The sequence below is a fragment of the Herbiconiux sp. 11R-BC genome (assembly GCF_049472555.1).
Lineage (GTDB): Bacteria > Actinomycetota > Actinomycetes > Actinomycetales > Microbacteriaceae > Herbiconiux.
In genome coordinates this window covers 497,017-509,249 of record NZ_JBCEBO010000001.1, presented here as the reverse complement: position 1 = coordinate 509,249, position 12,233 = coordinate 497,017, and the positions used below count along the sequence as shown (strand labels likewise).

Here is a 12,233-nt window from a genome sequence, read left to right as displayed (position 1 = left end):
CCACCGACCGCGCAAGGAGAGGCATCTGGGCTAGGAAGCGCAGGCGGTGAGCGACTCCACCGCGGTGGTGAGCGTCGCCGTGCCGCCGAGCAGCGTGACGTGCGTCACGCCCTGGGCGCTCATCGCCGAGAGGGTCGCCTGCGGCACGCAGCTGCTGTTCACCACGTAGAGCGGGGCGCCGATCGCGCCCGCCCAGGCGGAGCCGGCCAGGGCATCCGGGAACTTCAGGCCGGTCGCGAGGAACGCCCGGCCGGCCGTCGGGAACGCCCGGTTGTTGATGTTGGCCGAGGCGGCGAAGCGGTCGGCGCCGCCGTCGCGTACCACCGAGGTGATGCCGGCGACGGAGGCCAGGGAGGCTTCGACGCCCGGGCTGACCGAGTTCGGCCCTCCGGCGATCACGACGTTCTTCACGCCGAGGGTCGCGAGGGTGGCGATAGTGGCCGCATCGAGGCTGCCCGCGCTGCCGTTCACGAGCACCACCGGGCCGTAGGAGTTCGCGGCGGCCGCGCCGGCGCTCAGGGCGTCGGGGAAGTTCGCGCCGGTGGCCACGTAGGCGGTCTCGGTGTGGCTGCCGAAGGCGTACTCGCTCAGCTTGCGCGAGACCTCGAAGCGGTCGGCGCCGTCGATGCGCTCGGTGTTCGACTGGATGCTCTTCAGCTGGTCGAAGACGACGCCCGACACGGAGTTGGCGCCGCCGACCACCACGATGCGACCCGGCTGCAGGCGTTCGATCTCGGTGCGCACACTGCTCGGGAGCGCATCGGAGGGAGTGAGCAGCAGGGGTGCGTTGAACCGCGCAGCGGCCGGCCCGGCGGAGAGGGCGTCGGGGTAGTTCGCGCCGGTGGCGACGAACACGGTGAAGGCGCCGCTCGGGTAGGCGCGCTTCGAGATGTTCACGGCCACCTCGAAGCGGTCGGCACCGGCCACGCGGTCGGGCCCGGCGGGCGGGGTGAGCACGGCCGAGGCGAAGAGGTCGTCGCCGCCACCGCATCCGACGGGCCCGGATGACGGGTCGCATCCGGTGCTCGTGTACAGAGCGATGACGAGCGGGTCGGCCCGGTTGATCGTGTAGCTCTGTGTGAAGTGGCCGCTCTGCTTGGTCGCGGAGGTGGCATCGAGGCCGAGGGCGGGTTCGTCGTAGAGCAGGGGCGGCCCGCCGATGACGGGAGCCGGCCGAACCGGCGTCGAGGCGTTGCCGTAGTCGACCAGCAGGGTGACCAGCCCGCCGTAGAACAGGTTCGGAATGGTGGGGCTCGGCACGGAGGCGTAGTCGAAATCGACCGTGAACCCGTCGCTCGTCGCGGTGATCGCGAGGTTCTGCACCTCGGGCCCGTTCCAGTCGCGCGGCCCCAGCGTCGGGGGAGTGGCGTAGCGGATCGACAGCGGCCCGTTCGAGTCCGCGAGCTGCGGCGTCGCGGTCGTCGCGGCACCGGCACTGGCACCGGCGACAGCGGCACCGGCGACACCGGCGGCCGAGGCCGAGGCCGGCGCGATCAGAGCGAGGGCGATCACGGCGATGGCCGAAGCGGCGACGGATGCGGTGGTTCTGAACACAGACGGGTTCCTCTCGAGGAGCGACACGGGCCGCCCTCACGCTATCGAGCGCATCCGCTCGCCTGCTGCCCACACTTTCAGGGGCACCTCGTGCGGAACCGGCCGCTTGGCGTGTCCGCCTCGCATGCGCTACTACTGGATATTCGAACATATGTTCGATTCGATGTTCGAGCGGGAGAGAGCGGGAGTCCGATGAATCAGGCAGTCCAGACGGACGAGATCACCCTGTGGCAAGACCACTCCGGCATCCCGCTGCGCATGATCTGGCGCGGTCGTCGCTGGCGCGTCTCCGACACGCCCACCGAGCCCGAGGGCTTCTACTGGACCACGCATCTCCCGCCGATGCAGTCGTGGCGATTCCAGGCCACCGCCGACGACGGAGGCTCCCTGGTCTTCGACATCGTCGAGCGGGCGGGCACGTGGCACGTCGTGCACACCTACGGCGACTCCGACTGAGCGCCGAAGACCGGAGCGGCCCCTGGCCACGCGAGTCGCGTGACGAGGGGCCGCCGGCAGTGGGCAGTCGCCAGTCGTCAGTCGGCAGGCTACGAGGCGCAGGGCTTCAAGGCCGCGACATCCGGAGTCAACGACGCCGGCCCGCCCAGCAGGGTGACCCGGTGCACGTTCTTGGCCGCAATGTAGTCGAGCACGCCTTGCGGCACGCAATCGCTCGGCACGACGAAGAGCGGCGCTCCGACGCTGCCGGCGAAGGCGCCGCCGGCCAGCGCATCGGGGAACTTGTAGCCGGTGGCGAGGAACACCCGTCCGGCCGTCGGGAAGGCGTCGGCGTTGATGGCGAGCGATGCGGCGAAGCGATCGGCGCCACCGAAGCGATGCACGGTCTGATCCTGGGCGAGCTCGGCCTCGATCCCGGTCGACACCGAGTTGGGACCTCCGGCGATGTTCACCGTCGGCACGCTCAGGTCGGTCTTCAGTATCTGGGCCGACGGCGCGTCGAGGGTGGGCGCCGCACCGTTCACCAGCACCACCGCCGCTCCGGCCTGGCCGGCTGCCGGCCCCGCCGACAGCGCGTCGGGGAAGTTCGCGCCGGTGGCGACGTAGGCGACGGATGCCGCGGAGGCGCCCGAGAAGTAGGCCAGGTTGCGCGACGCCTCGTACCGGTCGGCTCCCGAGATCCGGGTCACGGATGCCTGCGGGATCTCGCTCAGCAGCGCGGCTTTCACGTCGTCCGACACCGAGTTGGGTCCGCCGACGATGACGAGGTCCGTCGCCCCGAGGCGTTTGATCTCCGCCAGCACCGCGGGCGGAAGAGTGTCCGTCTGGGTCAGCAGGAGCGGGCCGCCCAGCTTCACCGCGGCCGGCACTGCGCTCAGCGCGTCGGGAAAGTTCGCTCCGGTGGTGATGAACGCCGTCGACGAACCTGACGAGTACGCCTGCAGGGAGATGTTGACCGCCACTTCGAATCGGTCTGCCCCCTCGATGCGGTCGACGACCAGCGCCGGCGGCGCCCCCTGCGCCGAGCTCGGGCTCTGCGAGAGCAGCGCCCCGAACGCGAGCATGAAGACGATGAACCCGAGGAACGCGGTTCTCCACCTCCGCGTCACGGCCTGCTCCTGCGGCGAGACGGATGAATCGGGTCTTGTCAGCATGTTTCCCCCAGTGAATCGGTGCTGCGGCGGGCATGGTGCCCGACCGCATCCGCTGCGACGCCTGTAGGCAGCGCGGCCTGGCTTCCGACACTAGGTGTGCGGTTGTCGGAGGAACACCCGCCACTTCAGGTGCCCACGGTTCCGGGGGCGGCCGGCCGGATGCGGCGCTACGGGGTCGATTCGGCGTCGCGCGCCACCTCGTCACGCAGCGCCGAGGCCTCCGGATCGGCGGGCGAGAGCTCGACGACGCGGTCGAGAGTGGCGAGCTCGCCGATCAGATCGCCGGCGGCATCCTGCGACGAGGCCAGTGCTCGCAGCGCGGGGAGGGAGTCGGGCGTGACGGCGAGCGCCCGACGTGCCCATGCCTCGGCGAGCGGAGCTGCACCGGGAACGCCTTGCACGGCCGTGCTCGAGAGCGTCTGTGCGGCGATCGACGCGACGTCCGCATCCCACGGTCGCAGGTTCTGGGTGGTCTCGAACGCGGCCTGCGCGCCCGCGATCGAGCCGCGCTGTGCCAGCACGAACGCCTGTGAGAACGGGATCTCGGCGGCGGCCGAGACCACGAGCCAGAGGGCCCACGCGCCGAGGAGTCCGGTGAGCGCGAGGCGGCGCATCCGCGGCGGCGGGGCACCGGGCTCCGCCGCCACCAGCGCTCCGACCACGAGACAGGCGAGAACGGCCGTCGCGGGCACCGTGAACGAGGTGAGCAGCGCGACGGCGATCGCGGCCAGCGCGGCGATGCCGCCTGCGAGCAGATTCGCGCGCCCGACGACCACCGGGGGAGTCGCCGGCCGTGCCCGCCCCTTCGCCGCCGCGGGCCTGATCGAGGCCGCGACCGCGCCGCGCCACCGCCGCACGCCACCCCACAGCACCGCCGATCCGGCGGCCAGCAGCACCAGGGGCAGCACGATCCCGCCCCCGAGGGCGGCCTGCAGCAGCACGTTGTGAGGAGAGTCGAGCACCGTCTGCGAACCGACCACGCGGTACCAGGTGGCGTCATGGATGCGCGGCGCGGCATCCACGAACCCGCTCGGCCCGACGCCCACCAGCGGTCGCTGTGCGACGAGGATGAGGGCTTCCTGCCAGATGGTGAATCGGTCGGAGATCGTGCGGAACGACAACGGGCTGAACCCCAGCAGCCGGTCACGCGTCAGCGGCACGGCCAGCGCGATGCCGGCCACGACGACGAGCATCGCGCCCGCGACGAGGGCGGCGCGCACCGAGCCGCGTGACGATGGGGTCGAGCCGGATGCGCGACCGCGTGCCCGTGCCTGCACGAGCAGCAGCGCGGCCAGCACCACGACGGCCACGCCGGCGGCGAGGAACGCCGCCCGTGATGCCGAGACGATCACGGCGGAGAGGCCGCCAGCGAGGCCCCCGCCCATCAGCAGCACTCGTCGGATGCGGGCGCGGCCGCCGAGCCATTCGCCGAAGACCGCGATGCCGGGCGGAACCAGCAGGGCGAAGAGTGCCGCCCCCACGATGCCTTGGTCGGTGGCGTTGCCGAGCAGGGCGCCGGCGCGGTCGAGGTTCGTGGCGATGGGGCTGAGTCCGAGCGCCTCGAGCACGCTGACGGCCCCGAGGGCGATGGCGGCCGTCGAGACGGCCGACCACCACGAGATCAGTCGTCGTTCTCCGGCCGATGGTCCGAGAAGCCGGGCGCCCGACCACACGGCAACCGCATAGACAGAGAGGGAGACGATTCCTTCATAGCGCGGCCATCGCCCCCAGAGCGCCGCCCACGGGCTGGCCGAGAAGGCGACCCCCACCGCGAGCAGCGCGACGGTCATCCCCATGGCCACGAGCATCCACCGCGGCAGCCGCCCCTTCGCCACCGACGCGGATGCGACGACAGCGGCCACGGCGAGCATCGCGTCTTTGGGCAGGAACCACCGGAAGAGCCCCTCGGGCAGAAAGACGATCACCGCCCCGACGGCCACCCAGATCGCCACCCGCGCGATCGTCTCCGATCGGGCGGAAGGTCCGACCCGCACGACCGTCTCCGTTCGCGCGGCACTTCTCGGCATTCGCACTCTGCATCCCCCGCGAGCGCTCTCGCTCCCCCCGAATTCTCACTCCCGCCGCGCTTGGTCGACAGCCCCTCACCGGGTGCCTACAGAACCAGGGGCACCCGCCGCTTGCGGAGAAGCAGAGCGCTGTCTGCAGGGATGGCGGTGGTTCAGCCTCCCAGGTACCGCCGCAAGATGATCTCGTGCGTCTGGAACCGCCACCGAACCCGCACCATCGTGATGCCTTCGTCGCGCATCTCCTGCGCGGTCTCCTCGGTGAGGTTGATCTTCGAACCGACGGGCTGCCATCCGCCTGCACCGGCGTAGACGCCGGTGATCTGAGGTGTGGCGGTGGCCTTGCCGAACTTGTGTTGCGCGTAGTTGGAAACAGCGTTGGATGGCACGAGTGGCTCCGGCATCGGGTCATTGGCTGGAGGTCTCGGCTACGACGCCTCGGCATCGCTTTGGCGACGTAGCCGAGGTATCGGGGAGGGCCCCGGGTGGGGTTGGGGCCCGTCGATGAGTTAAGGGTATGTCGCGGCGCTCGATGCATACGCATCAGAACCACCCCCAGAACAGGGCACCCCGGAAACGCGGGCGCGAGGTTCTGAAAGGACCGACCCGGTGCACCGTTCGGTGGGGCGTTCGGCGCACCGGATCCCTCTCAAGCTACGCGACTATCCGTCATCTGTTGCTCCCCCAGTACGGGGCACGTGAGGCATTGCAACACCCTCGTTTGTCGAGAGAATCCGGCGCGGGATGCGTTGATCTCGACCTGAGGTGGGTGGTGCGCGGAATCATCGGATGGTTCGGGTTCTCGCGTGCGGCAGGGGCAACGATGAGCGGCATCTGGTGGCCGATCAGCCAGGCGGCGGATCGGCGTCGCGCTGTGGACGAGACGGCAGTGGAGGGGCGGAGAACCGCTCGGGCAGCCACGGGCGGATCCGCCGGTCGGAGGCGCGCCCGGGCGGCCCGGATGATCCGAGAGCTGCAGCCGCTACGGCGGACGCGCTCGCCAGCCCGGGCATCATCGTGCGTCGGCGAGTGCACGCGATCGGAGTCTGGCGCGGGTCGACGAAGGCCGGTGGCACCAAGTGCGGCACACCGTCATCCATCACCAGCTTCCAGCTCGATTTGTGGAGCCGAGCGTGGTGGAACGCGCACACGAGCGCGAGGTTGTCGATGTCGGTTCGCCCGGGTTCGTAGGCCGCGGATTTCCAGGCGTCGACGTGGTGGGCCTCGCAGTAGGCCGGTGGCCGATCACAGCCCAGCCAGACGCATCCGCCGTCGCGCGCGGTGGCCGCGCGAACTTGCGCCGCGGTGAACAGCCGGCGGGCCTTGCCGTGGTGGAGAACCGCGCCGCGGCCGCTGAACACGGTGCCGACGAGGGGAGAGTGGCACAGCATCCGCTCGACGACCGAGGGCGCCAGCGGCTCGTCGATGCCGTCGGCCCAGCCGGCTCCGTGGCCCCGGTCGTCGTCGGTGGCGACGGTGTGAACCTGCACGAGCGTTTCGGAGCCGGCCACGCGCGACATGTCGGATGCGCGAGCGGCGCGGGTGATGAGTTCGGTGAAGGCGTCGCACCGCTTCTGAGTGGCCGTGCGGTCGTCGGCCACGAGCATCCCGTCGACGAACTCGTCTTCGCCGGCTGCGCTGCCGGTGCCGGCGCCGGCGCCAGCCCCGGCATCCGCTTCGGCCCGCGGAAAACGCGGCCCGGTTCGCGGGCTGTTGATCGCGCGTTCGGCCGCGATCCAGACCGCCGCCTGGTCGGGCGGAAGCAGCCCGACCACCCGGTACATGCCGTCGCGGGTGTGGGTGATGCTCATCGACCGGCGCAGCTGCTGACGCTCCTCACGCGGTTCGGCGCCGTCGGGGTCGAGGTGGGCCCGGATGCGGCAGGCAGCTCGAGCCACGTCGTCGGCCCCGAGCATCGGCTGACGCGCGACGTCGACGAGCACCCTCTCGGCGTCGGCGACGAGTTCCGCGCACGCGCCACCCTGCGCCAGCGTCCCGCACTCCTTCGTGATGACCCGGGCCGCACCGACGTCGATGTCGCCGTGAGCCAACGCTTCAGCCACGGCAGGAAACGGCTCGGCACCGGGCATCCCACCGAGAAGCTCCCGCCGCCGAAGTGCCTGCCCCACCTCGAGCCGCTGCTTCGCGTCGTGGGCGCTCGCTCCGGTGAGCGCCACCACCAACTTCACCGGGCTCGTGAAATTCTCCGCCCGGCTCAGCCCCTCATCACCCAGTTCTGACCGCGATCGATACCCGACCTCCCCGGCAGCCGCCACCTCGATCGCCTCGCCCAACCGCCGGATCTTCGCCCCCTCGGCCAAGCGCCGCATCAGCTCGTCGTCGGTCGACCCGCTCGTGGGCGCGCCGACGAGGGAGAGAAGACCATCAATGATCTCCCCCACGCTGAGCGGCGACGTTTCCATGTCTTCATCCCATCACCAACGACTGACATTCACTCACTTCCCGAAGTGAACCCTTCGATAGGTGGCTAAACCATCCAGTCCGACGCCGCGCCACCAGCAACGCCTGACCAGGCCCCACCCCGAGCTCGGACTTCGCGCCCCCTATATAAGGAGTATCGAGATCCGGTCTCTACCCGTGCTCAGGACACCCGTCCTTGATCCACAACTCGTCCGCGCAATCCTCCGAGCATGCACGCGCCCAGTAGACCATCTCGTCACGCGGAACCCGGATGCCGCAGTGCCGGCACCGCCGCAGCCGCCCGTTGAATCGAGTGGCGATTGTAGTCATCTCTGCTCCCTCATCTCGACCGTGTTCTCGCTTGCTTCGCGGAACGATGCATAGTGCTTCATGGCATCGCTGATGACAGCCTCGGGCGACTGCTCAAAGCGAAGCGCAACCGCTGCCACGAGTTCGCACACTGCACCCTCCAAGCGAATCTCGGGAGGTGTCATGCACCAATTCTAGTAGGTGCAACACACCTTCGCAAGAGATCCTCATGTCACTATTGGTGCATGCCAAATCAGCCGAAGACCCCGACGCGAGCGTTCCGGATCTCCGACGAAACCTATTCGGCCATCGTCGAGTTGGCCCGCGCCCGCAACCTCACCGTCAGTGACGTCGTCCGCGAAGCTCTCGAGAAGTATTTGCGAGACGAACTCTGGGAAAGCAGATAGCCCTCGCTGAGCTTCGCGTTATGACTGTACGGAAGCTTTAGCCCCACGCCTACCAACGATCGCGAACATCGCCGTCCGCCACGCACCCATACGCTTCTCGGATATCAAGAAGAGCGGGTATGTCGCGGCAACTGCTATCGCCGCAGTTGCGTAGATCATCACTAGCAGCAGTGGGGGTGGTGCATCGGGCAGGAGCAACGCGAACAGCTTCACGATAGGAAGATGGAAAACGTAGATGGAGAACGACCACTCGCCTATCCAAGCGAGGGACATGAACAGCCTTCTTGACCGTCGTGGCGCTGGGTCAGTGAGCGCGAGTATTCCGATGAGGGGTGCTGTCGTTAGCCCGATGATCGCGAACTTGATCGGCTCTACCACGTGCAAGAACGACGGCGCCACTATGCCGACTAGTGCGAGCGCGAGCGCAAGTGTGATCGCCATCGCACGGTGCTGAATCGATCGGGACCGCATCGAGACGACGGCTGCGACGCCGACACCCACAAGCCAAGCTGGTATGAGCGCGAGTAGCTCAATTCCAAACAACAAGACGCACGCTAAGCCAACTGCCGTGGCGATTGCGCCGGCAAGCCATTTTTTGCGGAGGAAGAAGCTGCCGCCGACCGCGACAGCTGCGAAAAGGATGTAGAACCAGAACTCATAGCCGAGTGACCATAGCGATTCGTCGGTGCCATACGCAAGACAACGTGTGGGCATGAGGAATGCGGCATTGCACAGTGCCGTCAGAGGGTTGTCGTCAGCGATATCCAGAAGACGAAGGTTTCCTGGCAATATCGACCTAATAACGATGTCAAACGCGGCGGTGAAGATCAGCCCCGGAATAAGGACGGACCAGAGTCTTGAGAGCCGCTTGACGCCATAATCGACTGCATCAAATTTCCCAGCTTTCACAAGCCGAACCACTTGGCCACCCACAAGAAAACCGCTTAGCACGAAGAAGATCGCGACGGCTTCTCGGCCGAAGCCCGTCGGGGCCAGCAGCAACTGTGCCCAGGATGGCAACGAATTCAGCGGTGTTCCTGTCGCTGTGAGGCTGTACAAGCGAGCGTGACTGACGACGACGAGAAGTGCGGCCACGCCGCGAACGACGTCGAGACTGTGGTTGATGTGCCGAACCTGGCGTATTCCCGCAGTAGTCAAAGTGTGGATCCCCCATAGATCAGATCGCACCGGCGTTCGGTGCTCGATTCCACGGCGAACCATGTAGATCGTATGCGGGCGCCCACCTAGTCACATGACGCGCCGGTTACGGCTGTGAAAAAACTCCGCGCGCAGGGCGACCTGATTGCCTGTCGTTTCTCGCTAGGACTCAAAGCAAGTCATCAGGAAACCGTAGCGCCGACGAAATGTGGTGGTAGCGGAGCATCGAATGCCATGTGAGACGATTGTCGCGACACATCTGTGATCTCGGTGCGTTTCGTTATTGGGGAGAGGGCACACCTGCGTGGAACTACGTGACTACTTAAGAGTTTTGCGCAAGGGATGGATCTTCATCGTCGCGTTGACCCTTCTCGGTGTCGCAGTCGGATCGATCTATTCGATCCTCAAGCAGCCCGAGTATCAGGCGACGTCGAAAGTCTTTGTCTCGGTGCAGTCATCGGGCTCCATCAGCGAACTGACTCAGGGGAGCAGCTTTGCTCAGGGGCAGGTCAAGTCGTATGCCGACATCGTCACGACACCGGTGGTCTTGCAGCCTGTCATCGCGTCCCTCGGTCTGAATCTGGATGTGCAGCAGTTGGCGGCGAGGGTTTCGGCGACGTCACCTCTGGATACGGTCATCGTTGAGATCACAGCGACGGACCCCAACGCCAGGACCGCGTCAGAGATCGCAAATGCAGTTGCATCCAGTTTTCAGAGCACGGTTGCTAACCTGGTGCCCGCACCGACCGATGGAGTTCCGCCGGTAAAGATCACGGTTCTTCAGCAGGCTTTGATCCCAGCAGCTCCATACACGCCGAACGTCCCGCTGAACATCGGGATCGGGGCTCTCATCGGGCTGCTTCTGGGTGTGGGCGTGGCGATCCTTCGTGAAGCACTGGACACCCGCATCCGAAACGAACACGACGTCGAGGCGATCACCGACGCGCCGATCCTCGGTGGCATAGCCTTCGATGCGCGCACTCCGCAGAACCCGCTCGTTGTGAAGGACGATCCGCGAAGCCCCCGGGCAGAGTCGTTCCGAACGTTGAGGACGAACTTGCAGTTCCTCAACGTGGGCGACACCGAGCGGAGCTTCGTGATCACCTCCTCCGTGCCAGGAGAGGGAAAGAGCACCTCCGCGGCGAACCTCGCGATCGTCATGGCCTTGTCAGGGCAGAAGGTCTTGATCATCGACGCAGATCTCCGAAAGCCGAAGCTCGGGAGTTACCTCGGCCTCGAGGGTGGAGCAGGTCTCACGGACATACTCGTCGGGCGCGCTCAACCCAATGAGGTCATCCAGCGTTGGGGTGAGACGAACCTTTATGTCCTACTTGCAGGAAAGATCCCGCCGAACCCGAGCGAGTTGCTGGGATCAAAAGCCATGGTCAACCTCATCTCCGCATTGGAGAACACCTTCGACACCGTCTTGTTCGACGCTCCGCCCTTGCTTCCCGTAACGGATGCTGCTGTGCTCGCGAGGAACACCGGCGGGGCACTCCTGATGGTCGCAGCAGGACGCGCCCACAAGTCGCAGTTGCGAGGCGCGGTCACTGCACTCACGAATGTCGGGGCCAAGACGGCCGGAATTGTGATCACTATGCTGCCTACTCGAGGCCCGGATTCGTACGGCTACAGCCGGTACGGGTACGGGTATGGCTACGGGTACGGGTACTCATCTGTCGATGACACGGAGCCCGCGACATCGAAGCCTAAGAAGCGGGTGCGGTGAGTCGGAATCGCGGTGGCAGAGGGGGTCGTGTCGCGGCCCCACTCCTCGTCTGCGTTTTGGCTGTCGCCGCGTTTCTTCTCGTGGTGTATGCGCTCCGCAGTCCCGTTGTCCCGGGTAGTGGGGAGCTACCAGGACCTGCACCCACGTGGGGTGGGCAAGACACGTCGACCTCGACGGCTCTAGCCCCTACTCCGACTCCGACGGCGGAGCTGACGGCGGTGGGGCAGACGACGACGTTCCTGGAGATGTACGACGGCAATCTGGGAGCGAGAGCGACGGCGGGGTCATGCTCGGGAATCAGCGCCACTCTCGAACTGACGGCCGACGGCGGCTCCACGTGGGTTCCTGTGAGTTTCGGAGCGACAGTGGTCAGGAACGTGCTGTCCTTGACCTTTGTGAGTGACACCCAATTGGACGTCGTCGCCAAGGTGGGAACGGCATGTTCTCCCGCTGTCGTCACCTCCTACACCTCGGGTCAGTTCTGGCAGGCCTACCCCGACCGTCTGGCTGGATCGACGTACGTTGATCCGTCTGCCCCGTCGAGCATTTCGCTCCAGGGCGTGCCGATTGCCTCCCCGTGCGCGCAGGTCTTGCAACTCGAACCACTGGGCGATCAGGTCGTCGCCCGATGCGCTGAAGGTCTTTTTCTCTCTGGTGGTGGTACGTGGACCCACGTGACTCTGGACCCGACGATCGCGATTGCGGTCGACCAAACCACTGGCCGTCTCTTCGGAGCCACGGTCGGCGGTGCTGACTGCGACGGGGTTCTGATACGAAACTATTCGCCGACTGCGGACGGTGCCCAGATAACGGACACCGGATGCGTCTCAGTTGCCGAGCCCATAGCCGACCCTGCGATCGAATGGGTTGGGACGACCGCATGGTTCTGGAACAAGGGAGTGCTGCACACCTCGACTGATTCGGGGGCGACGTGGAGAACGATTCCGTGAAAAACAGTCTCCACGGATTCGCTATTGTGAAAAACGAACGCTGACGTTCTCGCACGGGGCTTATTGATGGG

11 protein-coding genes are annotated in these 12,233 nt (G+C 66.7%); 4 read left to right on the top strand and 7 right to left on the bottom strand.

The annotated features are described in order from the left end of the window. Positions 1-30: 30 nt before the first annotated feature. Entirely contained in the window at positions 31-1,554 is a 1,524-nt protein-coding gene (locus tag VD659_RS02280) for a cell wall-binding repeat-containing protein (RefSeq protein ID WP_423259524.1), read from the bottom strand. Between the two features lie 192 nt (positions 1,555-1,746). On the opposite strand from VD659_RS02280, the gene VD659_RS02275 reads away from it, so the two are divergent. Further along, positions 1,747-2,010 carry a hypothetical protein gene (locus tag VD659_RS02275; protein WP_423259523.1) on the top strand — a complete coding sequence of 88 codons (264 nt, stop codon included), beginning with the start codon at positions 1,747-1,749 and terminating at the stop codon, positions 2,008-2,010. Between the two features lie 89 nt (positions 2,011-2,099). Here VD659_RS02275 and VD659_RS02270 read toward each other — a convergent pair whose 3' ends face one another. The 5 genes from VD659_RS02270 to VD659_RS02250 all read right to left on the bottom strand — a co-directional run bounded on the left by VD659_RS02270 (position 2,100) and on the right by VD659_RS02250 (position 8,103). Continuing rightward, positions 2,100-3,164: a cell wall-binding repeat-containing protein gene (locus VD659_RS02270; RefSeq protein WP_423259522.1), complete on the bottom strand. Its 1,065-nt coding sequence runs from the start codon at positions 3,162-3,164 to the stop codon at positions 2,100-2,102. A 167-nt stretch (positions 3,165-3,331) separates the two neighbouring features. Beyond that, positions 3,332-5,158, bottom strand: a complete 1,827-nt coding sequence (locus VD659_RS02265) for an O-antigen ligase family protein (protein ID WP_423259521.1) — start codon at positions 5,156-5,158, stop codon at positions 3,332-3,334. Positions 5,159-5,343: 185 nt separating this feature from the next. Continuing rightward, positions 5,344-5,577, bottom strand: coding sequence for a hypothetical protein (locus VD659_RS02260; RefSeq protein WP_423259520.1), 234 nt, complete (start codon positions 5,575-5,577; stop codon positions 5,344-5,346). Between the two features lie 456 nt (positions 5,578-6,033). Then, complete coding sequence (locus VD659_RS02255; RefSeq protein WP_423259519.1) at positions 6,034-7,611, bottom strand: DUF222 domain-containing protein; 1,578 nt, start codon at positions 7,609-7,611, stop codon at positions 6,034-6,036. Between the two features lie 324 nt (positions 7,612-7,935). Then, entirely contained in the window at positions 7,936-8,103 is a 168-nt protein-coding gene (locus VD659_RS02250) for a hypothetical protein (RefSeq protein ID WP_423259518.1), read from the bottom strand. Between the two features lie 60 nt (positions 8,104-8,163). Between VD659_RS02250 and VD659_RS02245 the strand changes: the two genes are divergently transcribed. Continuing rightward, entirely contained in the window at positions 8,164-8,325 is a 162-nt protein-coding gene (locus VD659_RS02245) for a ribbon-helix-helix protein, CopG family (protein ID WP_423259517.1), read from the top strand. Positions 8,326-8,343: 18 nt separating this feature from the next. Here VD659_RS02245 and VD659_RS02240 read toward each other — a convergent pair whose 3' ends face one another. Further along, entirely contained in the window at positions 8,344-9,546 is a 1,203-nt protein-coding gene (locus VD659_RS02240) for an acyltransferase family protein (RefSeq protein WP_423259516.1), read from the bottom strand. A 241-nt stretch (positions 9,547-9,787) separates the two neighbouring features. On the opposite strand from VD659_RS02240, the gene VD659_RS02235 reads away from it, so the two are divergent. Both VD659_RS02235 and VD659_RS02230 read left to right on the top strand, forming a co-directional pair. Then, positions 9,788-11,212: a polysaccharide biosynthesis tyrosine autokinase gene (locus VD659_RS02235; RefSeq protein ID WP_423259515.1), complete on the top strand. Its 1,425-nt coding sequence runs from the start codon at positions 9,788-9,790 to the stop codon at positions 11,210-11,212. A gap of 218 nt (positions 11,213-11,430) precedes the next feature. Beyond that, entirely contained in the window at positions 11,431-12,162 is a 732-nt protein-coding gene (locus VD659_RS02230; protein WP_423259514.1) for a hypothetical protein, read from the top strand. The last annotated feature ends 71 nt before the right edge of the window (positions 12,163-12,233 follow it).